Origin of the sequence: Microbispora sp. NPDC088329 (assembly GCF_040685655.1) — a bacterium.
In the GTDB taxonomy this organism is placed as follows: domain Bacteria; phylum Actinomycetota; class Actinomycetes; order Streptosporangiales; family Streptosporangiaceae; genus Microbispora.
Map to the genome: position 1 here is coordinate 586,480 of NZ_JBFBIP010000001.1, position 24,560 is coordinate 611,039.

The 24,560-nt window shown below is 72.0% G+C and carries 28 protein-coding genes and 1 pseudogene; 18 read left to right on the forward strand and 11 right to left on the reverse strand.

Annotated features, from left to right (window positions below):
• Positions 1 to 6 precede the first annotated feature (6 nt).
• The 3 genes from AB0O28_RS02895 to AB0O28_RS02905 all read left to right on the forward strand — a co-directional run bounded on the left by AB0O28_RS02895 (position 7) and on the right by AB0O28_RS02905 (position 2,294).
• Positions 7 to 345, forward strand: a complete 339-nt coding sequence (locus AB0O28_RS02895) for a PadR family transcriptional regulator (RefSeq protein ID WP_193201864.1) — start codon at positions 7 to 9, stop codon at positions 343 to 345.
• Complete coding sequence (locus AB0O28_RS02900) at positions 342 to 1,052, forward strand: hypothetical protein (RefSeq protein ID WP_363635579.1); 711 nt, start codon at positions 342 to 344, stop codon at positions 1,050 to 1,052. The genes AB0O28_RS02895 and AB0O28_RS02900 overlap by 4 nt, the downstream gene beginning before the upstream one ends.
• Before the next feature lie 75 nt (positions 1,053 to 1,127).
• Entirely contained in the window at positions 1,128 to 2,294 is a 1,167-nt protein-coding gene (locus tag AB0O28_RS02905) for a methyltransferase (RefSeq protein ID WP_363635581.1), read from the forward strand.
• Position 2,295: 1 nt separating this feature from the next.
• Here AB0O28_RS02905 and AB0O28_RS02910 read toward each other — a convergent pair whose 3' ends face one another.
• The 6 genes from AB0O28_RS02910 to AB0O28_RS02935 form a co-directional block, all read right to left on the reverse strand.
• Complete coding sequence (locus tag AB0O28_RS02910; protein WP_363635583.1) at positions 2,296 to 3,156, reverse strand: DUF72 domain-containing protein; 861 nt, start codon at positions 3,154 to 3,156, stop codon at positions 2,296 to 2,298.
• A 48-nt stretch (positions 3,157 to 3,204) separates the two neighbouring features.
• Entirely contained in the window at positions 3,205 to 4,158 is a 954-nt protein-coding gene (locus AB0O28_RS02915; RefSeq protein WP_363635585.1) for a DUF4380 domain-containing protein, read from the reverse strand.
• Positions 4,155 to 5,222: a zinc-binding dehydrogenase gene (locus AB0O28_RS02920; RefSeq protein ID WP_363635587.1), complete on the reverse strand. Its 1,068-nt coding sequence runs from the start codon at positions 5,220 to 5,222 to the stop codon at positions 4,155 to 4,157. Before AB0O28_RS02920 ends, AB0O28_RS02915 begins: the two co-directional genes overlap by 4 nt.
• Complete coding sequence (locus AB0O28_RS02925; RefSeq protein ID WP_363635589.1) at positions 5,219 to 6,232, reverse strand: ABC transporter permease; 1,014 nt, start codon at positions 6,230 to 6,232, stop codon at positions 5,219 to 5,221. Before AB0O28_RS02925 ends, AB0O28_RS02920 begins: the two co-directional genes overlap by 4 nt.
• An 8-nt stretch (positions 6,233 to 6,240) precedes the next feature.
• Positions 6,241 to 7,734, reverse strand: a complete 1,494-nt coding sequence (locus AB0O28_RS02930; protein WP_363635591.1) for a sugar ABC transporter ATP-binding protein — start codon at positions 7,732 to 7,734, stop codon at positions 6,241 to 6,243.
• Positions 7,735 to 7,795: 61 nt separating this feature from the next.
• Positions 7,796 to 8,785, reverse strand: coding sequence for a substrate-binding domain-containing protein (locus AB0O28_RS02935; protein ID WP_363635594.1), 990 nt, complete (start codon positions 8,783 to 8,785; stop codon positions 7,796 to 7,798).
• A gap of 163 nt (positions 8,786 to 8,948) precedes the next feature.
• Here AB0O28_RS02935 and AB0O28_RS02940 point away from each other — a divergent pair, with 163 nt between their 5' ends.
• The 11 genes and pseudogenes from AB0O28_RS02940 to AB0O28_RS02990 all read left to right on the forward strand — a co-directional run bounded on the left by AB0O28_RS02940 (position 8,949) and on the right by AB0O28_RS02990 (position 16,815).
• Complete coding sequence (locus AB0O28_RS02940) at positions 8,949 to 9,713, forward strand: SDR family oxidoreductase (RefSeq protein WP_363635596.1); 765 nt, start codon at positions 8,949 to 8,951, stop codon at positions 9,711 to 9,713.
• Between the two features lie 18 nt (positions 9,714 to 9,731).
• Complete coding sequence (locus AB0O28_RS02945) at positions 9,732 to 10,436, forward strand: FadR/GntR family transcriptional regulator (RefSeq protein ID WP_363635598.1); 705 nt, start codon at positions 9,732 to 9,734, stop codon at positions 10,434 to 10,436.
• Positions 10,433 to 11,578 (forward strand): galactonate dehydratase, encoded by a 1,146-nt coding sequence (gene dgoD / locus AB0O28_RS02950; protein ID WP_363635600.1) that lies wholly within the window; start codon positions 10,433 to 10,435, stop codon positions 11,576 to 11,578. The genes AB0O28_RS02945 and dgoD overlap by 4 nt, the downstream gene beginning before the upstream one ends.
• Positions 11,579 to 11,583: 5 nt before the next feature.
• The gene (locus AB0O28_RS02955) at positions 11,584 to 12,216 is read left to right on the forward strand and encodes a bifunctional 4-hydroxy-2-oxoglutarate aldolase/2-dehydro-3-deoxy-phosphogluconate aldolase (protein WP_363635602.1); all 633 of its coding nucleotides are present in this window, start codon (positions 11,584 to 11,586) and stop codon (positions 12,214 to 12,216) included.
• Positions 12,213 to 13,157 carry a sugar kinase gene (locus AB0O28_RS02960; protein WP_363635604.1) on the forward strand — a complete coding sequence of 315 codons (945 nt, stop codon included), beginning with the start codon at positions 12,213 to 12,215 and terminating at the stop codon, positions 13,155 to 13,157. Before AB0O28_RS02955 ends, AB0O28_RS02960 begins: the two co-directional genes overlap by 4 nt.
• Positions 13,154 to 14,056, forward strand: a complete 903-nt coding sequence (locus tag AB0O28_RS02965) for an SMP-30/gluconolactonase/LRE family protein (RefSeq protein ID WP_363635606.1) — start codon at positions 13,154 to 13,156, stop codon at positions 14,054 to 14,056. The genes AB0O28_RS02960 and AB0O28_RS02965 overlap by 4 nt, the downstream gene beginning before the upstream one ends.
• A gap of 309 nt (positions 14,057 to 14,365) precedes the next feature.
• Positions 14,366 to 14,845, forward strand: coding sequence for a hypothetical protein (locus AB0O28_RS02970; RefSeq protein WP_363635608.1), 480 nt, complete (start codon positions 14,366 to 14,368; stop codon positions 14,843 to 14,845).
• A gap of 156 nt (positions 14,846 to 15,001) precedes the next feature.
• Positions 15,002 to 15,565 carry a dihydrofolate reductase family protein gene (locus tag AB0O28_RS02975; protein WP_363635610.1) on the forward strand — a complete coding sequence of 188 codons (564 nt, stop codon included), beginning with the start codon at positions 15,002 to 15,004 and terminating at the stop codon, positions 15,563 to 15,565.
• 57 nt (positions 15,566 to 15,622) lie between these two features.
• On the forward strand, positions 15,623 to 15,865 hold the full coding sequence (locus tag AB0O28_RS02980) for a hypothetical protein (RefSeq protein WP_363635612.1): 243 nt from the start codon (positions 15,623 to 15,625) through the stop codon (positions 15,863 to 15,865).
• A 27-nt stretch (positions 15,866 to 15,892) separates the two neighbouring features.
• A pseudogene (locus AB0O28_RS02985) lies at positions 15,893 to 16,162 on the forward strand (NUDIX hydrolase); the annotation flags it as partial.
• A 104-nt stretch (positions 16,163 to 16,266) separates the two neighbouring features.
• Entirely contained in the window at positions 16,267 to 16,815 is a 549-nt protein-coding gene (locus AB0O28_RS02990) for a dihydrofolate reductase family protein (protein ID WP_363635614.1), read from the forward strand.
• Between the two features lie 54 nt (positions 16,816 to 16,869).
• On the opposite strand, the gene AB0O28_RS02995 is transcribed toward AB0O28_RS02990, so the two are convergent.
• Together AB0O28_RS02995 and AB0O28_RS03000 are read right to left on the reverse strand one after the other, a co-directional pair.
• Complete coding sequence (locus AB0O28_RS02995; RefSeq protein WP_363635616.1) at positions 16,870 to 17,295, reverse strand: nucleoside deaminase; 426 nt, start codon at positions 17,293 to 17,295, stop codon at positions 16,870 to 16,872.
• Positions 17,292 to 18,140: an LLM class flavin-dependent oxidoreductase gene (locus tag AB0O28_RS03000; RefSeq protein ID WP_363635618.1), complete on the reverse strand. Its 849-nt coding sequence runs from the start codon at positions 18,138 to 18,140 to the stop codon at positions 17,292 to 17,294. Before AB0O28_RS03000 ends, AB0O28_RS02995 begins: the two co-directional genes overlap by 4 nt.
• 93 nt (positions 18,141 to 18,233) lie before the next feature.
• On the opposite strand from AB0O28_RS03000, the gene AB0O28_RS03005 reads away from it, so the two are divergent.
• Positions 18,234 to 18,680 (forward strand): Lrp/AsnC family transcriptional regulator, encoded by a 447-nt coding sequence (locus AB0O28_RS03005; RefSeq protein WP_363635620.1) that lies wholly within the window; start codon positions 18,234 to 18,236, stop codon positions 18,678 to 18,680.
• 76 nt (positions 18,681 to 18,756) lie between these two features.
• Here the strand turns inward: AB0O28_RS03005 and AB0O28_RS03010 are convergent, their stop codons facing one another.
• On the reverse strand, positions 18,757 to 19,383 hold the full coding sequence (locus tag AB0O28_RS03010; RefSeq protein ID WP_363635622.1) for an NAD(P)H-binding protein: 627 nt from the start codon (positions 19,381 to 19,383) through the stop codon (positions 18,757 to 18,759).
• A 26-nt stretch (positions 19,384 to 19,409) separates the two neighbouring features.
• The gene (locus tag AB0O28_RS03015; protein ID WP_363635624.1) at positions 19,410 to 19,856 is read right to left on the reverse strand and encodes an SgcJ/EcaC family oxidoreductase; all 447 of its coding nucleotides are present in this window, start codon (positions 19,854 to 19,856) and stop codon (positions 19,410 to 19,412) included.
• 92 nt (positions 19,857 to 19,948) lie between these two features.
• On the opposite strand from AB0O28_RS03015, the gene AB0O28_RS03020 reads away from it, so the two are divergent.
• Positions 19,949 to 20,401, forward strand: coding sequence for a MarR family transcriptional regulator (locus AB0O28_RS03020; RefSeq protein ID WP_363635626.1), 453 nt, complete (start codon positions 19,949 to 19,951; stop codon positions 20,399 to 20,401).
• 34 nt (positions 20,402 to 20,435) lie between these two features.
• Here the strand turns inward: AB0O28_RS03020 and AB0O28_RS03025 are convergent, their stop codons facing one another.
• Entirely contained in the window at positions 20,436 to 20,897 is a 462-nt protein-coding gene (locus tag AB0O28_RS03025) for a MarR family winged helix-turn-helix transcriptional regulator (protein ID WP_363635628.1), read from the reverse strand.
• Between the two features lie 172 nt (positions 20,898 to 21,069).
• On the opposite strand from AB0O28_RS03025, the gene AB0O28_RS03030 reads away from it, so the two are divergent.
• Entirely contained in the window at positions 21,070 to 23,340 is a 2,271-nt protein-coding gene (locus tag AB0O28_RS03030; protein WP_363635631.1) for an LLM class flavin-dependent oxidoreductase, read from the forward strand.
• Positions 23,341 to 23,434: 94 nt separating this feature from the next.
• The gene (locus tag AB0O28_RS03035) at positions 23,435 to 24,553 is read left to right on the forward strand and encodes a hypothetical protein (protein WP_363635633.1); all 1,119 of its coding nucleotides are present in this window, start codon (positions 23,435 to 23,437) and stop codon (positions 24,551 to 24,553) included.
• The last annotated feature ends 7 nt before the right edge of the window (positions 24,554 to 24,560 follow it).

Genomic DNA, 24,560 nt, shown 5'->3' on the forward strand with positions numbered 1-24,560 from the left:
GAGGGAATGGCGACCGACCGCCGCGCGAGCTGGCTCAAGGGCGTCCTCGACCTGCTGGTGCTGGCCAGCCTGACCGAGGGCGAGAACTACGGCTACGAGATCGCCAAGATGCTCGCCGGCTCCGGACTCGGCCAGATCCGGGGCGGCACGCTCTATCCCGTGCTCAACCGGCTGGAGGAGGCGGGCCTGGTGTCCGCCGAGTTCCGGGTGACGGAACGAGGACCGGGCCGGCGCTACTACCGGCTGACAGAACAGGGCAGGCAGACACTGGCCGAGCAGGGCCGCCTGTGGCTGGCGTTCGACGAGTCCGTACGCACCGTGCTGGCCTCGGGAGGGCTGAAGTGAGCGGCTATTTCGACGAGCTCTCCACCCTGCTGCGCGCGGGCGGCGTGCCCGCGGAGCAGGTCGAGGCCACGGTCTCCGACCTCGCCGCGTACGTCGCGGAGACCGGCGCCGACCCGGAGGAGGAGTTCGGCCCGGCCGGTGACTTCGCCGGGCAACTGCTGGCGGCGCGCAGGCCCGAGGCGGACGCGGCGGACGCGACGGAATGGCGGTGGACCGCCGACGTCTTCGCCGAGCGGCAGATGCTCGCCCGGCTCGGCGACCAGGGCTGGGAGGTCGACCGGGTCGACCACCTCGGCAGGTTCGTCAGCCATCGCGACCCGGAACGGCCGCAACGATGGGAATACCGCAGGGAGCTGGTGCCCCCGGGCGGCGCCGGCGCGCTGGTCGCGCGGCTGGCGCCCGACGGCTGGGAGCCCTGCGGCACCTGGATCTGCTTCGAGTACTTCAAGCGGCCCAAGGCCGCCAGCGTGGGGCCGGCCGCGCAGCTCGAATCCCCGCCCGCGGCCCCCGGCCGGAACGTCTTCTTCAGCCGGCGGTTCTATCTGGTGCTGGCGGTCCTCCTGCTCGCCCTGATCGTGCCCGGGATCATATTGGGGTCCTCGGACGGCGACGCGGCGGACTTCTACGCCGGCATGACCGTCGGGGTCTGTGTCGCGGTCGCGGTCCTGACGCTGATGTGGCTCTGGACGGCCCGCCGCCGCCCCTGAGCGCCGTCGCCGGGTCCCCCGCTCGGACCGGCGCCGTTCGAGCGTGACCCCTGATACGGCATAGCCTGAGGCGCGATGGACCGTATGACGACGGCGCGGGGAGACTTCGACCTCGCCCGGTTTCCCGAGGATCCCCGCGACCCGCTGCGCGCGTGGGACGCGGCCGACGAGTATCTGCTGCGGCACCTCGATGAGCGCGAGGACGGGCCGGTGGACCTGTCGGGGACCGTGGTCGTGCTGGGCGACCGGTGGGGCGCCCTCGCCACCACGCTCGCCGCGCGCCGTCCCGTCCACCCGCCGGTGCAGATCGGCGACTCCTTCCTCGGGCAGCGGGCCACCCTCGCCAATCTCGAGCGCAACGGCCTCGACGCCGGCGCCGTACGGCTGCACACGACCAGAGACGCGCCACCGGGCCGGATCGACGTGCTGCTGGTGCGGGTGCCCAAGAGCCTCGCCCTCCTGGAGGACCAGCTGCACCGCCTCGCCCCCTCCGTGCACGAGGGCACGGTGATCGTCGGTGCGGGTATGGTCACCGAGATCCACACCTCGACGCTGAAGCTGTTCGAACGCCTTGTCGGGCCCACCAGGACCTCGCTGGCCGTGAAGAAGGCGCGGCTGATCTTCTGCTCGCCGGCCCCCGGCCTGCCGCGAGAGGCCGATCCGTGGCCGCGCGGCTACGCGTTGCCCGCCGACGCCGGGGTGGTCTCCGGCCTGACCGTCGTCAACCACGCCGGTGTCTTCTCGGCCGAGCGCCTCGACGCCGGCACCCGGCTGCTGCTGCGCAGCCTGCCCGCGCGTACGGGCTCCGGGCACGTGGTCGACCTCGGCTGCGGCAACGGGGTGATCGGGCTCGCCGCCGCGCTGGCGGGCGACGAGACCGAGGTGACGTTCATCGACGAGTCGTACCAGGCGCTGGCCTCGGCGGAGGCGACGTTCCGGGCGAACGCCCCGGCGGGCGCCACCGCCCGGTTCGTCGCGGCCGACGGCCTGTCGGGCTTCCCTCCGGGCACGGCGGACCTGGTCCTGAACAACCCGCCGTTCCACACGCACCGGGGCAGGACCGACGCCACCGCGTGGCGGATGTTCAACGGCTCGCGTGCCGCGCTGCGCCGGGGCGGCGAACTGTGGGTGGTCGGCAACCGCCACCTCGGCTACCACGTGAAGCTGCGCCGGCTCTTCGGCAACTGCGAGGTCGTGGCGAGCGACCCGAAGTTCGTCGTGCTGCGGGCCGTGAAGCGCTGACTCAGAACAGGGTCAGCGGCTCCTCCGGCGCGTTCGGCATGGGCTCGGGCAGCGGCTCCACGCCGGGCACCTCGGCGCGTACGTCGTCGTGGAACCGGCGGGCGAGCGTCAGCGCGTCGGCGTTGTCGGGGGTGTGGACGAACACCGTCGGCGAGCGCCCTTCACGCAGCCACCCCGCGACCTCGTCCACCCAGTGCCGCCAGCCCTCGGCCGTACGGTCCGGGTCGTCGCGGCCGATGTAGCGGACGATCGGGCGGTCGGTGAGAGCCGTGGTCCGCAGCGGCACGCGCGGCTTCTTCGACCAGGCGTCCCGTTCGGCGTCGCTGGTCGGCGGGCTGCGGAACAGGACGGTCGTGTCGAACGGGATCCACTCGGCGTCCGCCCCGGTCAGCACCCTCTCCAGGAGCCGTACGGCCCGGGGGTCGTCGAAGAACGCGCGGTGCCGGACCTCCACGGCGTATCGGTACGACCGGGGAAGGCGGCCGAGGAAACCCGCGAGCGCGCCGACGTCCGCCGGGCCGAACGAGCCCGGAAGCTGGATCCACAACGCGTGGACACGCGGGCCCAGCGGCTCGATCGCGTCGAGGAACGCGCGGAGCTCCTCGTCCGCCCCGATGAGGCGCCGCTCGTGCGTGATCGGCCTGGGCAGCTTGACCACGAAGCGGAAGCCGGGATCGGTCTGCCGCGCCCAGGACTCGGCCGTGCTCCGCGAGGGCGTCGCGTAGAACGTCGTGTTGCCCTCGACCGCGTTGCACCAGCTCGCGTAGGCCCGCAGCCGCTCTCCGGGAGGAAGCGGATGCGGCAGGAGACGCCCCTGCCACGGCGCGTGCGTCCACATCGCGCATCCCACATGAAGCCGCATGGCCCCGACGCTATCCGGTTCGGATCACTCCCTGGCTCACTCCCCGGCTCACTCCCCGGCGACGGGCGGCGGCACGTCCGTCACCGACCACGTGACGCGGTGGCGCAGCACCTCGCCGGGCGCGAGCGAGGTCAAAGGCGACATGGTCTCGGCCTCGACCAGCCGGGCGGTGGGACGCAGGCCCTCCAGCCCCTCCAGCTCCTCCTCCTTGGGGTACTGCATCCAGACGGCGATCTCCGAGCCTTCGTCGGGGTAGGGCGCGCCCGGCCGCACGTCGAACCGCTGCGTCAGCGTCGCCCCGCCGGGCGCCACCACGGCGAGCCACCCGGCCGTGCCGCCGATGCCGATCTTGCCGACCACGTCGCGCACCGGCACCCGGCCCGCCGAGGGGGAGACCCGCTCCAGGACCGGCGCGCCGTCGGGGGCGAACAACGTCACCGGCGCCCGGTGCCGCTCGGTCAGCCCGACCCACACCCCGCACCGAGGGTCGTCATCATCGCGGAACGACTCGGTCGCGAACTGGGTCACCGTCCAGGCCGCCCACCTCACCGGATGGTCGGTGACGTTCTCCAGCTCGCTGTCGACCACGAGGACGGGCTCGCCGGCCGACATCGTGACCGTGCGGGTGACGGCCAGGCCGGTGCGCGGGTCGTCGCCGCTGCGCATCCGTACGCGCAGGTCGTCGTGCTCCAGCACGGTGTAGGCGCCGGCGTCGAGCACCGGGTCGGGCGGCCCCGCCCACTCCTGCGCCGACGACCATCCCTGCGGGGCGGGCCAGGTCTTGTCTCCGCCCCAGTTCGCCCAGCTCGCGAACCCTGTGGGGGCGGGCAGCCGCCGCGCGGCGGAAGTGAGCCCGAGCGACGCGTCGAGCAGGTCGGGGTTGCGCCACAGCCACTCCCGATCCGCGGCGCGCAGCGCGATGATCCGCCCGCCGCGGCCCGGCAGGACGACCGCCTCCCCCCAGGGCGCGGCCAGCCTGACCAGCGGCTCCGGGCTCATCATGCGCTCTGCGTGGGAACCAGGCAGACCTTGCCGGTCCGCCCCGAGTCGGCCAGGCGGTACGCCTCGTCGGCCTTCTCCAGCGGCAGCACGTCGGTCACCAGCCGCTCCGGGCTCGCGCCCCACCGCACCAGGCGGAAGGCCAGCTCCTCCATGGCCTGCAACGAGGTGACCCAGGAGGCGTACAGGGTGAGCTGGCGGTGCAGCAGCAGGTCGGAGACCTCGGTCTCCAGCCGGCCGCCCTCGCCCACCAGGGAGACGCGACCCCACTCGGCCGCGCCCCGGATCGCGACGCTGCGGCCCGCGGCCGAGCCCGAGCAGTCCATCGTCACCGAGCAGCCGCGTCCCCCGGTGGCCTCGTCCAGGGCCTCGGCGACCCCGTCGTCGGCGATCAGGACGTCGTCGAACAGGCCGAGCGACCGGGCGTGCGCGGCGCGCTCGAGCGAGCGCTCCACGCCGAGCACCCGGGTCGCGCCAAGACCGCGGGCGATCATGGCGGCGGCCAGCCCGACCGGCCCGAGGCCGACCACCAGCAGGTCGTCGCGCCCGCCGACCCCGGTGCGCAGCAGCCCCTCGTACGCCGTGCCGAACCCACAGGCGATCAGGGCGCCGTCCACGCAGGACAGCTCGTCCGGCAGCGGCACGGCCGTGCTCTCCTCGACCAGGATGTACTCGGCGTGCCCGCCATCGCGCTGCCAGCCGTACGCCGACCTGCGCTCGGGGTCGGAGCAACTGATCATGTGGCCGCGGCGACAGTTGGAGCAGCGCCCGCAGCCGGAGATGTGGTAGACGATCACGCGGTCGCCCACCCCGAAACGCCGGCAGCCAGGACCGGTCTCCACGACCTGGCCGCTGGGCTCGTGCCCGGCGACGACCCCCTTGTACGCCGCGCCCTCCTGGCCGACGTGGGTCTTGTGCCCCCGGTAGATGTAGGACAGGTCGCTGCCGCAGATGCCGGACGCGCCCACCCGTACGAGCAATTGGCCGGGACCTGGCGTGGGCACCTCGACGTCGCGGAGCACGGCGGTGAAGTCGCCGGGCAGGAAGACGCCTTTCATGGTGGTCATGAGCTACGGGCTCCGTTCCGCTGGGAGAGCATCACGTTGATCAGCACGGCGCCGACGATGATGACGCCGCGAACCACGTCCTGGAAGAAGGCGTTGACCCCGAGCAGCACGAGGCCGTTGCCGATGATGGTGATGAAGGCGACGCCCAGCAGAGTGCCGAGCAGGGATCCCTTGCCGCCGGCGAGAGAGGTGCCGCCGATCACGACCGCGGCGATCACGTCGAACTCGAGGCCGACCGACGCGCCGCCGTTTCCGGACCCGAGGCGTGCGGCCAGCAGCAGGCCGCTGACCGCGGCGAGCAGGCCGGTCGTGGCGAACAGGATCACCCGGATCCTGGAGACGTTGATTCCCGCGAGACGGGCCGCCTCGGCGTTGCCGCCGACCGCGAAGACCGAGCGGCCGTACGCCGTGCGGTTGGCCACGAAGAGGAACACCACGAACAGGACCGCCATGATGATCGCGGGGGTCGGGATGCCGAGGATGCTCCCGGACAGGACGTCGAGGAACCCGTTGGCCTCCAGCGGGACCGGCAGGCCGTCCGTCATGTACTGCGCCAGTCCGCGCAGGGCGCTCCACAGGCCCAGCGTGGCCACGAACGACGGGATGCCCCAGCGGGCGCGCAGGAAGCCGGCCCCGGCCCCGAGCAGCAGGCCCACCGCGAGGCAGACCGGTACGGCGAGGGCGAACGGGATGTGCCACTCCCCGGTGGCCTTGGCCAGCAGGACCGAGGAGAACGCCACGGCCGGGCCGATGCTGATGTCGATCTCACCGGCCACGATGACGAGGGTCATCGCCCACGCCACGACGCCGATCGTCGCCGCGTCACGCAGGATGGCCAGCTGGTTCGTCACGGACAGGAACCCCGGCGCCGTGGCCGAGAGCACCACGAACAGCACCACGATGGCCCCGATGAGCCCGATCTCGTTCAGCCGTTGCGTGTTGCGTCCCAGCAGTCCGCCCCGGGCGTCCGCCTTGGCCACGGGCGGGCCCGTGGGCGTGGTCGTGCTCATGTTCTCCCTCACTCCTCGGCAATCGCCAGGGCCATGACCCTGTTGAGCTCGATCTCGTCGCCGCTCAGCTCGGCCACCGCACGCCCGCCGCGCAGGACGACGATCCGGTCGCAGACGTCGGCCAGCTCCTCCACCTCGCTGGACACGAAGACCACCGCGCGCCCGTCGTCGGCCAGCCGGCGCATCTGGTCGTAGATCTGGCGTTTGGCCTCCACGTCCACGCCGCGGGTGGGCTCGTCGAGCAGCAGCACGTCGCTTCCCGCGTGCAGCCACCGGGCGAGCACGGCCTTCTGCTGGTTGCCACCGCTGAGCGTGCCGATCGGCGTCCCCGGACGGGCCGTCTTGATCGCCAGGCGGTCGATGAGCGCCCGGGCCGCCTTCCGTATCGCCCGGCGGTCGAGCACGCCCGACCTGCTCACCCCGCGCAGGTCGCTGATGACGATGTTCTCGTCGACGCCCATCAGCGGCACGATGCCCTCGCGCCGCCGGTTCTCCGGGGTCATGCCGAGCCCCCTGCGGAGCATCGCGGCGAAGGCGCCGGGCCGTACGGCCTCGCCGCGCAGGCGGATCTCGCCGGAGGCCGGGCGGTCGAGCCCCACCAGGGCGCGCAGCGTCTCGGTGCGGCCCGAGCCGAGCACCCCGGCGATGCCCAGGATCTCGCCGGGACGCACGTCGATGTCCAGGCCGTTCAGCCGGTCGCTGACCAGGCCGCGCGCCGACAGCACCGGCGGCTCCGCGCTCGGGCGACGGGTCCGGGCCGCCACGGCCTCGGGCGCCGTGCCGAGCATCATCGCGACGATCTCGTGGGTCGAGGCCGTGCGCACCGGCAGCGTCTCCACGATCCTGCCGTCGCGGACGACCGTGGCGGTGTCGGCCACCTGCCGGATCTCGTCCATCCGGTGGCTGACGTAGATGACCGCCACGCCCTGCTCCGCGACGGTCCGTACGACATCGATCACCTGCCGCACCTCGGCCGCGGCCAGGGAACTGGTCGGCTCGTCGAGGATGAGCAGGGTCGGCTTCTGGGCGACGGCGCGGGCGATCTCCACGAGCTGCTGCCCGGCGGCGCCCAGCGAGCCGACCGGGCTGTCGACGTCGATGTCCACGCCGATGCGCGCCATCGCCGCCTTCGCGTCGGCGCGCATCCTGCGCAGGTCGAGCCCGCCGCGGGAGCGCGGCCAGGCTCCGAGGAACAGGTTCTCCGCGACCGTCATCTCCGGCACCAGGCTCAGCTCCTGGTAGACGGTCGCGACCCCCAGGGCGGCGACGTCCCGCGTCCCGAGCCCCGCCAGCGGCTTGCCGCGTACGAGCGCCTCACCGGAGTCGAGGTGCTCGGCACCGGACAGGACCTTGATCAGGGTGGACTTGCCTGCGCCGTTCTTGCCCAGCAGCGCGCGGACCTCGCCGCGCCGCACCGCGAAGTCGACGTCGCTGAGAGCGGTGACGCCGGGGTAGCGCTTGGTGCCCGCACGCACCTCCGCGACGACGTCGGTGTTCGACATGGGAGCCTTCCTGGGAGCCTTCGGTGGGGACAGGGGACTGCGCCTCTGACAGGGGGACGGCTTACGGGATCCCGTCGGCGTGCTCGGTCAGCCACTTCTCGTTGGTGGCCTTGTCGTCGGCGGTGTAGAGGACCGGGTCCACCGGGATGACGAACGAGTCGTTCTTGGCGCCGCTCGACGCCTTGCGTGCGGCCTCGTAGGCCAGCTTGCCCACGGTCTGCGCGGGGACGTCGATCTCCGCCTTGAGGATGCTGCCGTCGACCAGGGCCTTGGCGATGTCGACGGTCATGTCGCTGCCGAACACGACGGTCTTGCCTACGCGGGAGCGCGTGGTGACGGCCTTGATGCCGGCCAGGGTGCCGCCGCCCGCCACGGCGTAGAACGCGTCGAGCTCGGGGTTGGCGGTGATGATGTTCTCGGCGACCGGAGTGGCCTTGTCGACGACCGCGCCCTCCTGGTCGGCGACGTACTGGGCGCCCGGCACCGACTCGGCCAGGCCGTCCTTGAAGCCGCGCTTGCGCTCCTTGCAGACCTCCACGAAGTCGCAGTTCAGGATCGCGATCTTCGGCTTGTCGATCTTCTGGGAGGTGAAGTACGTGCCGGCCTGCTCACCCAGCTTCTTGCCGAAGACGTACGGGTCGGACAGGACGTAGCCCCAGACGTACTTCTTGGCGTCCGCGTCGTTGATGCAGGTGTTGTAGCAGACGACCGGGATCCCGGCCTTGCTCGCCGCCGCGATCGCCGGGGTGGACGCCGTGGCGGAGACGGCCGAGGTGATGATCGCGTCCACGTTGGAGGCGACCAGGGTCGACATGAACGAGGACTCCTTGGCCGCGTCGCCCTGCGCGTTGTTGCCCAGCAGCTTGAGCTGCGAGTCCTGGGCGGCGGCGGTCTCGATGCCCTTCTTCACGCCGGCGTAGAAGCCCTGCGAGTCCAGGTAGATCACGCCGACGCGCAGCTGTTCCTTCGCGCCCGAGGCGCCGCCGGACCCGGCGGTCTGGCCGCAGGCGGCGAGCACGGCGCCGACGGCCAGCAGGGCGATGCTCCGCATCGCCGTGAGTCGAACTGATGCCACGAATGGCCTCCCATGAGTCTGTCTTCGGTTGGCGACGCCACCGGGTAGGGCGCGCTGCGCCACGTTCCAGATGATGAGGCGGGCGTAACGCGCCTGTCAATAAATTGTCATAAAAAAACACTTATCGTAGAGTGGCGGCGTGAACCTCCCCGGACCTTCCACGGAGGCCGGATGCTGCGCGGTCGTGACCGGCGCCGCCTCCGGCATCGGCGCGGCCACCGCCAGGCGCCTCGGCGCGACGGGCACGCCCGTCCTGCTGTGCGACATCTCCCCGGCAGGGGAGGACGTCGCCGCGGCTGTCGTCGAGGCGGGCGGCACGGCAAGATTCGTGCGCATGGACGTCAGCGACGAGAGCGCGTGGGGGGAACTCCGCCGCGTCGCCCACCGGGAGTACGGCCCGGTGCGGCACCTCGTCAGCAACGCCTACGTCGTGGACGTGAGACCCGTCCACGACCTGGGCGCGGCATCGTGGAACCGGCAGCTGGAAGTGAACCTCACCGCCTCCTACCTGGCCTTTCGCACGCTACACGAGGATTTGAAAGCGACGTCGGGGGCGGTCGTCCTCGTCTCGTCGGTGCACGCCCTCGTCGGCCTGCCCGGCCACCCGGCGTACGCCGCGACGAAGGCGGCGCTGGTGGGTCTCGGCCGCCAGCTCGCCGTGGACTACGGCCCCGGCGTACGCGTCAACACCGTGCTGCCCGGGCCGATCATGTCCCCCGCGTGGGACCGTGTGGCGGAGGACGACCGGCGCCTGAGCGTGGAGGCCACGATCGCCAAGCGGTTCGGCGAGCCCGCCGAGGTCGCCGCGGCGATCGCCTTCCTGCTCTCGGACGAGGCGTCCTACATCACCGCCACCACCCTCGTCGTCGACGGCGGCTGGAGCGCGACGAAGAACTCCTCCTGAGAGGGATGACCGCAGAGCATGAGCACCTACAAAGGGCGTGGCATCCACGGCCAGGTCGTCGAGATCATCGGCCGCCGCCTCGTCACCGGGAAGTTCGCCGAGAACGGGCGCATCGACCTGGTCGAGCTGGAGGCCGAGCTGCAGGTGTCCCGCACCGTGGTGCGCGAAGCGCTGAAGGTGCTGGCCGGCAAGGGCCTGGTCGACTCCCGGCAGAAGCGGGGCACGGTGGTGCGCCCCCGCAGCGAGTGGAACCTGCTCGATCCCGACGTGATCAGCTGGGAGTTCGAGAACCGGGGCAACGAGATGCTCGGGCAGCTCGCCGAAGTGCGGCAGATGTTCGAACCGGCCGCCGCCGCGCTGGCCGCCGACCGGCGCACCGACGCCGACCTCGCCGAACTCGAGGCGGCTCTGGAGGACATGACCGCGGCCACGACCCCGGCCGAGGCGGCCTCCGCCGACCTGCGTTTCCACCGCGCCGTCCTGGCCGCGACGGGCAACGAGCTCCTGGTCCGCATGGAGGTCGTCATCGAGTCCGTGCTCGCGGAACGGGACCGCATCGTCCACGACGTCGTCACCGCCGACGACCCGGTGCCGAGCCACCGCGCCCTGCTCGACGCCATCCGGGCCGGGGACGGCGAGGCCGCCAGAACCTGCGCGCTCGCGCTGCTCGACAAGTCCATGGCCGACGTCGACCGCGCGGCCCGCCTCCAGGGAGACCGGTGAAGATCACGCGCATCGAAACGTTCCTGGTTCCGCCCAGGTGGCTGTTCTGCCGGGTGGAGACCGACGAGGGACACGTCGGCTGGGGCGAGCCGGTCGTCGAGGGACGGGCCGGCTCGGTCAGGGCGGCTGTCGGCGAGATCGCCGAGCTGCTCGTCGGCGCCGACCCGCTGCGCATCGAGGACCACTGGCAGGTCATGACCAAGGGCGGCTTCTACCGCGGCGGACCCGTGCTCGCCAGCGCCGTCGCCGGCCTCGACCAGGCCCTGTGGGACATCGCCGGCAAGGCACGCGGCGTCCCCGTCCACGAACTGCTCGGCGGGCCCGTACGCGACCACGTCCGCGCGTACGCCTGGATCGGCGGCGACGAGCCCGGCGAGATCGAGGATGAGGCCCGCCGCCAGGTCGAGGCGGGCTTCACCGCGGTGAAGATGAACGCCAGCGGCCGCATGTCCCCCATCGCGGGCCCGGGTGAGATCGACGAGGTCATCGGCCGCGTCGCGGCGGTCCGCGAGGCGCTCGGCCCGGGCCGCGACGTCGCGGTCGACTTCCACGGCCGGGTGTCCTATGCGAACGCCCGGCGGCTGCTGCCGCTGCTCGAACCGCTCACGCCCCTGTTCGTCGAGGAACCGGTCGTGCCGGAGTCGATGCCCCAGGTGCGCAGTCTCGTGGAGGCGTCCAACATCCCCATCGCCCTGGGCGAGCGGCTCTACTCCCGCTGGGACTTCCTGCCGGCGTTCCAGGCGGGCGTCGCCGTGGCCCAGCCCGACCTGTCCCACGCCGGCGGCATCTCGGAGGTCCGCCGCATCGCCGCCCAGGCCGAGGTGTTCGGCGCCCTGCTCGCTCCCCACTGCCCGCTGGGACCGATCTCCCTGGCCTCCAGCCTCCAGGTGGCGTTCGCGACCCCCAACTTCCTCATCCAGGAACAGAGCATCGGCATCCACTACAACGACGGCAACGAACTGCTGGACTACCTGGTCGATCCGTCCGTCTTCGCCTTCACCGACGGCCGGATCTCCCGGCCGACCGGGCCCGGGCTGGGCATCGTGGTCGACGAGGCCGCGGTGCGCGAGGCCGACAAGCGGGGCCACACCTGGCGCTCTCCGATCTGGCGTTACCCCGACCACTCCTTCGCAGAATGGTGACCGGCGTGCAACCACACGATCTGCTCGACCTCCTCACGACCAGGCGCCTCCTGGCCATCGTCCGCGGCGACGACCCGGCGGCGGTGCTGCGCAGCATCGACGTCCTCGCCGAGGAGGGCGTGACCCTGATGGAGGTCTCGCTCAGCGGCGCCGACGCGCTGTCGGTCATCCGGAAGGCGGCCTCCACCCTGGGTGCGGGCGTGCACCTCGGCGCCGGGACCGTGCTGACCGCGCGGGACGCCGTCGCGGCCAGGGACGCGGGCGCGACGTTCGTCGTCACGCCCGGCCTGGGCGAAGGAGTGGACGAGGCGCTGCGCCTCGGACTGCCCGTGCTCGCCGGGGCGATGACCCCCACCGAGGTCATCGCCGCGACCGCGCGGGGCGCCGCCGCCGTCAAGCTCTTCCCCGCCTCGGTGGGAGGGGCCTCCTACCTGCGCGCGCTGCGCGATCCGTTCCCCGCCGTGCCGTTCGTTCCGGTCGGCGGCGTCGGCCTCGACAGCGTGCACGCCTATCTGGAGGCCGGCGCCGTCGCGGTCGGCCTCGGCTCGCCGCTGCTCGGCGACGCCCCGCGCGGCGGCGACCTGGACGGCCTGCGCCGCCGGGTAAGGAAGGCGCTCGACCTGGTGGGCGCTTCGTGAGGGCGGACGTTCTGACGGTCGGCGAGGCGATGGTCACGGTCCGCTGCGCCGGATCGCTACGGCTCGGCGGCGACTCGCGGGTGTCCGTCGCCGGCGCGGAGGCCAACGTCGCGATCGCCCTGTCCCGCCTTGGACACTCCGCCCGCTGGGCCGGCGCCCTCGGGAACGATGAGCCGGGCGAGCTGGTCCTGCGCACGCTGCGGGCCGAGGGCGTGCTGACCGACCACGTCGTGCGGCGCGCGGACGCCCCGACCGGCCTGCTGCTCCGGGACGTGGCGGCCGGGGCCCGGGCCCGCGTGCACTACTACCGCAGGGACTCGGCCGCCTCGACGCTGTCGTGGGACGAGGTGCGCCCCGCCGTCGAGGCGGGCCAGGCGGGCCTGCACGTCACGGGCATCACGCCGGCGCTGGGTCCCGCGCCGCTGGAGGCCGTCGCCGCCGCCGCCGAGCAGGCGCACCGGTCGGGCGCCTGGGTGAGCCTCGACGTCAACCACCGTTCGCTGCTGTGGACCCGGGAGGCCGCCGCGCGGGCGCTGCGCCCGCTGTTGCCGTACGTCACGGTGCTGATCGCGTCCGACGACGAGCTGGACCTCGTGGCGGACGGCGACGGCGAACGCGACCGCGTGGCGGCCCTGCTGGACGCCGGTGTCGAGGAGGTCGTCGTCAAACGCGGCGCGGCGGGCGCGAGCTACCACGACGCGCGGACCTCGTTCGACGTCCCCGCTCGCGCGGTGCCCGTCGTGGACGTCGTCGGCGCGGGCGACGCGTTCACCGCCGGATACCTGTCCGGGCGGCTCGACGGGCTCGACGCGTACGGCCGGCTCGGACGGGCGACCCTGCTCGGCGCCGCCTCCGTGGCCTGCGCCGGAGACTGGGAGGGCCTGCCCACCCGGGCCGAGCTGCCCGCGCTGGCCCTGCCGGAAGGGGAGACACTGCGATGACGGCTTTCGCGGACAGCGCGCGAATGCTGGTCCAGGCCGGTCTCGAGCTCGGCGAGGGCGCCCGCTGGCTCGGAGACCGCTGGGTCGTCGTGGACATCCTCGACGGCGCGCTGTATGAGGTCTCAGAAGGACCCGGCGCGTCCCTGACGCCGCTGCTGCGCACCGGCGGAGAACCGCTGGGCGCGGTCGCCCCGCTCAGGGACCGCCCCGGGCACTGGATCGCGGCCGTCGGCGAGGGCGTCGCCGTCCTCGGCCCTGACGGCACGGCGGACTGGCTGGCGCGCCCCGAAGCGGGCAAGAGCGTGCGCTGCCGGATGAACGACGGCGCGGCCGATCCGGTGGGCCGCTTCTGGGCCGGCAGTATGGCCTACGACGGCACGCCGGGGGCGGGCAGCCTCTACCGGGTCGATCCAGACGGGACCGTGGTCACCGCTCTGACCGGAGTGACCGTCGCCAACGGGCCCGCGTTCTCCCCGGACGGCACCAGGCTGTATCTCGCGGACAGCGCGCGCGGCGTCGTCAGCGCCTATCCCCTGGACCCGCGCACCGGAGCGCTCGGCGCCCCGGAACCGCTCATCCGTCTGGACGGCGCGAGCCCGGACGGCATGACGGTGGACGACGAAGGCTTCCTCTGGACGGCGATCTGGGGCGAGTCCCGTGTCCTGCGCGTCAGTCCGTACGGCGAGATCGACCGCGTGGTGCGCCTGCCGTGCCGGCAACCGTCGTCCGTGGCGATCGGCGGTCAGGACGGGACACGGCTGCTGGTGACCTCGGCGCGGTACGGCCTCGACGACCCGGCCCCGGCCGACGGCGCGTTGTGGACCTGCGACGCGAGGGTGACCGCCCCGCCGGCCCGCGCCGCCGTCCTGTCCCGCTACCCCACGTCCCCGGCTCGCTGATTCGGGCGGCGGGCCGGCGGGTGCCGCCGGTCGCGTGAACGGCATGTACCCGGGCCGGCAGCCGCGCCGCTCGTCGTCGCGGACGTGGATGCGCCGCCGGATGGAACCTCGCGCGGCCCCCGGCCGTATGGAGAACGACATCGCGGCGGTCCCGGACGTGGACGCGGAGCCGGTCGGGCAGAGCCCTGCCGCCGGTGCGGACGACGTTCGCAGGCCGGGAGCCGCCGCAACGTTCCCGATGAGGGCTCCCGCCGTCGTCCCGCACGCGGGCCGGGACGGACCGCGGGCTCCCTCCATGAGGAGGTCGGTGTGGTGATCAGACGTGGCCTTTATGCCCTCGGCGCGCTCGTCGTGACCGCCGGGTGCTCGGCCGGCGGCCAGGCGCCCGAGCACCGGGACGCCCGGCGGCCGTCCGGCTCGTGCGTGTCCACCGTCAGCAGGGACGCGCTGCCGACCTGGGCGCGAGCGGGCTTCAGCGACGATGGATCGGGAGTTCCGCACGTGTTCGGCGAGCGCGGCGACATACTCGCCGTGCTGTTCGAGTATCCGCCGAAGGCGTCGTCCGATCCCGACGACGGCACCAAGATCTTGTGGGTCTCGCGGCTGCCGCAGCAGCCGATGCGGCCGCTGACGATCGAGGCGCGCCTCGACGGGACGGCGACCTCGGTGACCCGCGAGATCACGGGAGGCGCCGGCCCCTCGTCGGTCGACCTGCCCAAGGCGGGTTGCTGGCGCCTGACCTTGAACTGGTCGGGACACACCGACGCCATGACGCTCACGTTCGTCTGACCGCGCGACCGCCTCAGCAGTGGGGCGGTAGCCGGAAAGGCTGTGCCGCCCGCCCCGGACCAAGCCGTGGAGAACCGACAAAAAAAACTGTCTTGACAATCGATCTGGTCGGCTGCGAATCTTGAGTCACCCGAACGCGAGACAGAGGAGACCCGAATGCGCAGGATCGTCGCCAGCTTCTTCATGTCCCTCGACGGTGTCGTCGAGTCGCCCGACCAGTGGCACTTCCCGTACTTCAGCGACGAGATGGGCGCTGCCGTCGGCGCGCTGATGACGGAGTCCGACGCGATGATGATGGGCCGGGTCATGTACGAGGCCTGGGCGGCCTACTGGCCGGGCAAGACCGACGCGGACGACCCCTTCGCCGGCTTCATCAACAACGTCCGGAAGTACGTCGTCTCATCGACCCTCGACACGGTCGAGTGGCAGAACTCCACGCTCGTCAACGGCGACTTCGCCGAGGAGATCACCAAGCTCAAGCAGCAGCCGGGCAGGACCATCGGCATCAGCGGCAGCACGAACCTCGTGCGCTCCCTGCTGCGGCACAACCTGCTGGACGAGCTCCGGCTGCTGGTCCATCCCCTCGTGGTCGGCAAGGGCCAGCGCCTGTTCGAGGACGGCCTGGAGATCCCGATGAAGCTCACGTCCTCGCAGACCTTCTCGACCGGCGTGCTGTCCCTCGCCTACCAGCCCGTCGCTCTCGAGCCCGGGGAGAAGTGATCGTCGCGGCCGACGACGCCCCGCCGCCGGGCCGGAGCGTGGGTAGTATCCGGCCACATGACCGAAGCGCAGCCCGTGATCCGGCAGGTCTCCTCTCGCATCGTCTACAGCAATCCATGGATGACGGTGCGAGAGGACGCGGTCGAGCACCCTGACGGGTCTCCCGGCCTGTACGGGTATGTGGTCAGGCCCGACTTCGTCCTGATCGTGCCGGAAGAGGACGACGGCTTCCACATCGTGGAGGAGTACCGGTATCCGATCGGCCGCCGCTCGTGGAGCTTTCCCCAGGGAGTGGCCTAGGCGGACACTCGCGAGGACGAAGCCCGGCGTGAGCTGGTGGAGGAGGCCGGGCTCCTGGCCGACCGGCTGCGCTACCTGGGGCGCATGGACAGCGCCCACGGGATGACCGACCAGGGGCTGCACGTCTACTGGGCGACCGGCCTCACCAGGGGTGAGCCCCGCCGCGAGCACACCGAGCAGGACATGCGCCAGCGGTGGGTGCACCGCACCGAGTTCGAGCAGATGATCCTCGACGGCGTCGTCAGCGACTCGTCGTCCGTCGCCGCCTACATGCTCTGGCGGCTCCGCCGAAAGTGATCGCGGCGCCGTACGGCCGGTGTCGTTTTTGTACAAGACCGGGGCGAGGGCTTCCCCCTAGCCTTTCATTCGCAGTCAGTTATACGACACGAGGAGCAAAGCAAGTGGCCAGGATCGTCGCGAACTTCTTCATCTCCCTCGACGGCGTCGTCGAGTCGCCCGACCAGTGGCACTTCCCGTACTGGAACGACGAGATGGGCGCCGTGATCCAGGCGGGCATGCAGACCTCGGCCGGCATGCTGATGGGCCGCAAGCTGTACGAGGAGTGGTCCGCCTACTGGACGACGACGGACCAGGACCCGGAGATCGCCGCGGTCTTCAACAGCGCCCCCAAGTACGTCGTGTCGAACTCCCTGGAGAAGGCGGACTGGAACAACACCACCGTCGTCAACGGCGACGTCGCGGCCCGGTTGCGCGAGCTCAAGGAGCAGATCCAGGGCGGCGACCTCCAGATGTCCGGCAGCGCGACGACCGTGCGGTGGCTCCTCGACAACGGGCTGCTCGACGAGCTGAACCTGCTCGTCCACCCGATCGTCGTCGGCCACGGCCAGCGGCTGTTCGAGGACGGCCCCACGCACAAGCTGAAGCTGGTGAAGTCCGAGACGTTCAAGACCGGCGTGCTCAACCTGTCCTTCGTGCCGGACGCCGGCTGACGGACGCCCCGCCCCGGTCTCGCGGGCCGGCCGGGGCGTCCGGCGGCACCGCCGTCAGACGTAGTAGCCCTCGACCGGTACGCGTGCCTCCTCGAAGAGCGCCGGCCCCTCCTGCCGGAAGGACGATGGGCCGGCGGGCGGCTTGAGCGTTCCGAGCTGCTCGCCGGAGAGCGCGAAGACGACCCGGCCGAGCCCGGAGCGCTCGATGGCGCCCGCGCACATGCCGCACGGCTGGCAGCTCGTGTACATGGTCGTACCGGCCGCGGTGGCCGAGTCGAGCTCGCGGGCGGCCCAGCGGGCGAGCTTCAGCTCGGGATGAGCCGTGATGTCGGAATCGGTGAGCGTGGTGTTGCGCTCCTCGGCGAGCACGTCGCCGTCCGGGCCCACCAGCAGCGAGCCGAACGGCGGGTTACCGCCCGCCCGGGCCCCGGCCGCCAGCTCGATAGCCCTGCGCAGGAACTTCTCGTCGTGGGGTGTCATGAATGCTCCGCTTTCGTGTACGCGGCCACTGTTTCGAGCATGTGCCAGGCCGTCTCCGGATGGTTCGTCTCCTCGGGGTCCCCGCAAAAGGGATCGAGGAGCACGGTCTCCGCACCCAGGAGACGCAGCCGTTCCAGGTCGTCCATGACCTGGTCGATGGTGCCCTCACCGGCCCGGCGTCCCTCGCCGCTCACGGGTGCGCCGGTGATCCGCAGCAGGATGCGCGGGGCCAGGACGGGGACGGGGCGCCCCAGGCTTTCCGCCACCGCGGCCAGCCGGCCCATCCGCTCGTCGAGCCACGGGAGCGTGAAACGCAGCGGGTGCCAGGCGTCGCCGAGGAGCACCGCCCGGCGGAGAGCGGCGTCGCCGCCGCCGCCGACCCAGATCGGGATGCGCCCGGCCCGGTAGTCCTCCTCCCCCTGCCAGGCCAGGCGCATCGCCCGCAGGTGCTCGTCGGTGAGCGCGCCGCGCCGCCCGTACGGCACGCCGAGCGCCTCGAACTCCTGCCGGGCCCAGCCCACGCCCACGCCGAGAACCAGCCGTCCCCCGCTGAGGTCCTGGAGATTGGCCGCCATCCGGGCGGTCAGCAGCGGGTGCCGGTAGGGCAGGATCAGCACGGTGGTGCCGAGCCTGATCCGGGTGGTGATCCCGGCGAGCCAGGACAGCGTGGTGAAGGGCTCGTAGAACGGCCCGGGATACTGCTCGGCCACGTCGGGGGTCACTACGACGTGATCGGAGACCATGAGCAGGTCGAACCCGAGCCCCTCGGCCGTCTCGGCCCAGCCCCGCAGCACGTCCGGCCGGGTGCCCGGCCCGAAGTTCGGGACGTTGACGCCTAATTTCACCGGACCAGCGTATTCAGTCGAACAGGCCGTCCGGAAGAAAGAACCCCCTGGTTGGAGGCGGTTTCGCCGTGAATTCCACGGTATATTCGGCCGATGGCCGAGAGTCTTGACGCGACGGACTGGTCGATCCTGGCCGAGCTGCAGCGCGACGGCCGCGTACCGCTCACCGAGCTGGCCCGGCGGGTGAGCCTCAGCGCCTCCGCGACCACCGAGCGGGTGCGGCGCATGGAGGCGGCCGGCGTCATCAGCGGCTACCGCGCGGTCGTCGACCTGGGAAAGGCCGGATACGCCGTGCTCGCCGTGGTGCGGCTGAAATATCCGGGCAGCCGGCACGAGCCGCTGCACCGGCTGCTCGGCGAGCGTACGGAGATCCTGGAGTGCCTGCGCACCACCGGCGACGACTGCTACACGCTCAAGGTCGCCGCGACCTCCATGGCCCACCTGGAGAAGGTGGTGGACGAGCTCGCGCAGTTCGGCAGCACCACCACCAACATCGTCTACAGCGAGACCCTCTCGTATCGGGGACCGCACGCCCCGTGACATCGAGCGAGCCTGAGGGGCGCGCCACCGGTCCGGACTGAGGAACGAGCGAGCACGCGAGCCATGGCGACGGCGCTCAGGACGAGACCGCGACGGGACGGCAGAAGGTCGACGGGTCGTCGAGGCGGTCCACCACGAAGGCGGCCAGATCGGCGCGGGAGGTACGGTCGCCGACCCGCCCGGTCGCGCCGATCGAGACGCGCGGACGGCCCGTGCCAGGCCGGTAGGTCAGGCCGGTCGGCCGCACCGCCGTCCACCTGAGGCCGCTCCCGGCGAGCAGCTCTTCCATGCGGGCCATGTCGGCGTACGTGTCCCGCATCAGGCGATGCAGGACACGTCCGAGCAGCCGGGTTCCCGGTCCGGCGTCCGCCGGGACCGCGAGACCGGCGGACGAGATCACCATGAGACGGGCGTCCGGCGGCAGCGCCGCGACGATCGCGGCCGTCCCGGCCGAGTAGACGGTGGTGGGTCCCCGCCCGGCCGAGCCGAGCGCGGAGACCACGACACGCAGTCCGGTGAGGGCGTCGCGGAGCGCGCCGGGGTCGAGCACGTCGGCGGCGCTGCGGGTGAGGCGCGGATGGTCGAGGCCGAGGTTCTCGGGGCGGCGGGCGACGGCGGTCACGTGGTGCCCGGCCGCCAGGGCGCGTTCGACGACGAGGCGGCCGGTGCGGCCGGTGGCGCCGACCACGGCGAGACGGGCCATGGGAGTCCTCCTCCGGTCGGTGCTGATCAGGCGGCGGGCTTGGTTGCGGGCTGAGCCCGGAAGGAGATGGCCTCCATGAGGGCCTTGTGCTTGGTGTTCTGGAAGGCGGCGACCTTCCAGCCGCCGTCCGCCTGGCGGACCAGCGTGTAGGTCTGGATCTTGCCCAGCTTGCCGGGCCTGCCCTTGTGGACGTCGCCGCGGGTGACGACCAGAGCGGTGTCCGGGCCGGCGAAGCGGATAGCGACGATCTCGCAGGCGAGCCGGGTGCCCTTGAGAAAGCTGCCGAAAAGCGCCTGGTGGGCGCTGCCGATCTCGGCGCCGCCGACGTAGAGGGTGCCGACGTAGGTGATGTAAGTGGCGTCCGCGGTGAACTCAGCGCCGTAGGCGGCGCCGTCCCCGGCGTTCCAGGCGGCGGTGAGACGGTCCAAGACGGCGGTGACAGCGGCGGTGTCGGCGGCGACGGAGGCGTTCATGAGCCATACCCTCTCGTGATAGCTTCTTTGCAGCATTTACTTTTCGAAAGATTTCTCTTTTCTGAGGAAGAGATTAAGGAAGGAGTGAGGTCGTGTCAACAGCCGACGACGCGGGAGCGGTGTACCGGCGCTACCTCAGCGCCGTGATGCTGCACGGTCACGCCGGTGCCAAGGCCGTCGGCCTGGGCGCGACCGACCTGTACGCGCTGAACATCCTGGGGCTGGGCGGCGCGATGACCCCCGGCGAGCTCGGCCGGCGCACCGGCCTGACCACCGGGCCCACGACCCGGCTGATCGACCGTCTCGAGCAGGCAGGCTACGTGCGCCGCGCGCCCGACCCGGACGACCGCCGCAAGGTCATCGTCGAACTCCTCGCCCAGCCCGGCGGCCTCGACGAGGCGCTGGCCCCGGCCCGCCGTAAGATCGGCGCCATCGTCCAGGGCTACTCGCCCGAGCAGCGGGCCGTCCTGTTCGACTACTTCGCCCGCGCCGCCGACGCGTATCTGGAGGCCACCGCGGAGCTCCACGGCAGACGGACCGACTGACGGACGTCGACGGGCCGGGACGCGCCGGACCGGGTCATGCCTCCTGTGTCAGTCCGGCCGATCTCGCGACGGCGGCGCAGCGGTCCTCGCCGGGGGCCGCCCCGGTCGCGGCGTGCTCCAGCAGCGCCCGGAGGACATGCCGGTCCTCGGGCGGGAGGGTGGAGAGCAACTCGTCCTCGGCCTGCGCGACGCGCGCGTCCACTTCGGCGAGGACCCGCCGGCCGTGGTCGGTCGGCACGATGCGCCGCGCCCGGCGGTCGGACGGGTCCTGCCGGCGCTCCAGGAGATCGCACCCCTCGAACTTGTCGAGCAGATAGGTCATGACCGTGCGGTCGATGCCGAGGCGGGCGGCGAGCGCGGCCTGCGTGGGCGGGGCGTCGTGCACGACCGCGGAGAGCACCTGGTAACCGCGCACGCCGTGCGGCAGGTCGCGTGAGGCGTCCTCGACCCGCGCGCTCCACTCCCGCAGCAGCACGGTGAGGGACCACCCGAGCACGGAACCGTGTGATGACGAACCGTGTGATGACGAACCCTGCGATGACGACGTCGTGGAGTCGGCGGGTTCGCGAGTGGTCACATCATCCACTCTAACCCGGAATACGATGATGCTCCGATAAGTTGTGCCGCATATCGTCTGTTCGACAGATTACTTCTCGGAGAGGCCCGGCATGACGGACTACGGCCACGAACTGGCCTTCGGCACGTTCCTCACCCCGCAGAACAAGGACCCCCAGGGGCCGGTCCGGCTCGCACAGGTCTCCGAGGCCGCCGGACTGGATCTCGCGACTTTCCAGGACCATCCGTACCAGCCGGGTTTTCTGGACACCTGGACGCTGCTGTCCTGGGTGGCCGCGCGCACCGAGCGCATCACGGTCTCCGGCAACGTGCTGAACCTGCCGCTGCGTCCGCCGGCCGTGCTGGCCCGCGCCGCGGCCTCGCTCGACCTCCTCTCCGGCGGCCGGTTCGCACTCGGCATCGGCGCGGGCGGCTTCTGGGACGCGATCGAGTCGATGGGCGGCACCCGCCTGACGCCGGCCGAGTCCGTGACCGCGCTGGAGGAGGCCATCGAAATCATCCGCGGCATCTGGGACGTCAGCGAGCGCCGCATCCTGCGCGTCGACGGCGAGCATCACCACGTCGCCGGGGCCAAGCGCGGCCCGGCCCCCGCGCACGACATCCCGATCTGGCTCGGCGCCTACAAGCCGCGGATGCTGCGCCTGGTGGCGCGCGAGGCCGACGGCTGGCTGCCCTCGCTCGCCTACCTCAAGGACGGCGACCTGCGGCGCGGCAACACGATCATCGACGAGGCCGCCGAGGAGGCCGGGCGCGACCCCGCGCAGGTGCGCCGCCTGCTGAACATCGGTGGCGCGGTCACCGAGGCCCGTCAGGGCTTCCTGCGGGGGCCGGTCGGGCAGTGGGTGGAGGAGCTGACCGCTCTGGCGCTGGAGGACGGCGTCGGCACGTTCATCCTGGGTACGGACGACCCGCGGCTCATCCAGGTGTACGGCGAGGAGATCGCCCCCGCCGTACGGGAGGCGGTGGCACGCGAGCGCGCGGCCGCCGGCACCGTCTCCGCGGCCGCCCGCCGCGGCGCCGCCGCGATCGCGCTGCGCCGCGACGGCATCGACTACGACAACGTGCCGGCGAGCCTCGCGGCCGACGCCGTCGAGCCCGGCGACCGCGCCTACGAGTCCGTGCGGCACAACTACCTGCGCGCGGGGTCTCCCGGCCTGGTGCTGCGTCCCCGGACGGCCGGCCAGGTCGTCGAGGGCCTCGCGTACGCCCGCTCCCAGGACGTGCCGCTCGGCGTACGCTCCGGCGGGCACGGGATCAGCGGCCGTTCCACGAACGACGGCGGCATCGTGCTCGACGTCGGCGCGCTCAACGCCGTCGAAGTCGTGGATCCGGCCACGCGCCGGGTGCGGCTGGGCGCGGGCGCGACCTGGGGCGAGGTGGCCGAGGCCTTGGCGCCGCGCGGATGGGCGATCAGCTCGGGCGATTTCGGCGGCGTGGGCGTGGGCGGCCTCGCGACGACGGGCGGCGTCGGCCTGCTCGGGCGCAAATTCGGCCTGACGATCGACCACGTCGTCGCGGCGGAGGTCGTGACCGCCGACGGGCGGGTGCTGCGTGCCTCCCAAGAGGAGAACCCCGACCTGTTCTGGGGCCTGCGCGGCGCCGGGGGCAACCTCGGAGTGGTGACCTGGGTCGAGGTCGAGGCGATGGAGCTCGGCGACGTCGTCTTCTCCCAGATGACCCTGGACGCCAGTGACACGGCCGGGCTGCTCGAGCGCTGGGGCGCGGCCGTGGAGAAGGCCCCGCGTGAGCTGACGAGCTTCCTCATCCTCTCCCCGGCGCGCCGCGGCCAGGACGCGGTCGCCCAGCTCATGACCGTGTACGCCGGAGCGGACACCGAGGCCGCGGTGAGCGAGCTCGAACGGCTCGCCGAGGCGGGCCCGCTGCTGGGGCACCAGGGATACGTGCTGCCCTATGCGGGCGTGGTGCAGCCGGCCGAAAAGCACCACACCGGCGGCGGCAGCCCCGCCGTACGTTCCGGCCTTGTCACCCATCTCGACGGGGACGTGAGCCGCGCCTTCGACAGAATGGCGCGCTCCGGCCTGTCCTACTTCCTGCAGATACGGGCCACCGGTGGCGCCGCGCACGACCTGGCTCCCGACACGACCGCGTATCCGCACCGGCACCAGAACTTCCTGCTCACGGCCATGGGCGCCGCGCAGCCGGCCCTGAATGCCGCATGGGACGCCGAGGTCGCGCCGTACACCGACGGCCTCTACCTCTCCTTCGACACCGACACCCGGCCCGAGCGGCTGCTCGACGCGTTCGGCGCCACCAACCTCGCCCGGCTGCGGCAGGTCAAACGCGCCTACGACCCGGACAACCTGTTCCACGCGAACTTCCCCATCCAGCCGGCCGACGACTGAGCATCGTGCGAGTGATCCATTTGCCGACTACCCTTCGGACATGACCGGCCGGAAACCGACCTCGCCCCCGCGGCCGATATCACCGGGGGACATCGTGGCGACATTCTCCGAGTCTCTCGGCGCGTGGACGGCCGCACAGATCACCGACCTCAATCCGGACTGGCGGACGGCGGGAGTGCTCGAGCTGGACTGGTCGGGGCCGGAGCCCGCCTCGGTGGCGGACCTCGGCGAGGTGTCACCCCTGGTGCTGACGCATGCCAACTGGGCCGACGGCCTGTCCCACTGCAATCACGAGTGGGTTCTTCCACGCAGCTACAAGGTCATCGGCACGCTGCCGCTGTTGCGCACCACGCCCTCACAGAGCTACTCCATAGGCTGGCGGCTCGGCGACCAGCTCGCTCGGCAGAGGCGCTGGGACAGGGGCGAGCGTGGCCCCTGGCCGGATCCGCGCGAGATGATCACCACGGGCGCCGACCTCGACCGGATGACGTACGACCCCGGCGAACCCCGGCGAGACATCCATCACCTGCGCGTCACACAGGTCGAGTCGCTCGACTGCGACCGGCTCGCCGAGCGCTTTCCCGAGCTGAGGACGCTCTGCCTGTCCGGCGACCTCGGCCTGCTCGTCCACGCGTCGCATCTCAACCGGCTGGCATCGCTTCGAGAGCTCTGGATCACCGATCTTTTCGGCATGAGCGCGCCCGATGCTCTGCTGCCCGAACGCGTTCCCGCGCTGGAGTTCTTGTGCCTGCGCAGCATCCCGCACGAGTACGCCGTGGCGATGCGGTCGAGATGGCGCCCCCAGGTCGCGTACGGCACCTACGTCGACATCACCGCTGCCCGCACACCCGAGTGGGTCGCGGAGAACCGCGGCAATCCGTTGCGCGACTGGGATGGCCGCGAGCAGATCAGCAGAACCTGCTTCAGAAAGGCCGTGGCGCAGTACAGGAAGACACGGGCGGCGCTGATCACGGCCCTGTCCGACGGCTCTCCGGAGGACCGCGCGGCCCGGCTGTACGAGATCGGCCGCGAGTACGGCGAGGGCTTCAACCTGCTCGACCGCCGGACGGGGTTCATCGAGACCGAGGAACGCGAGGAGCTCTTCGCCGCCCTCGACGTCATGGTGAGTGACGCCGAAGCGGCTCTCGGCGTACGGCTCGAATCGGCGGCGGACATGCTCGCCACGGGCGTGAACGCGGTACGCGACTGGTAGAGCCACT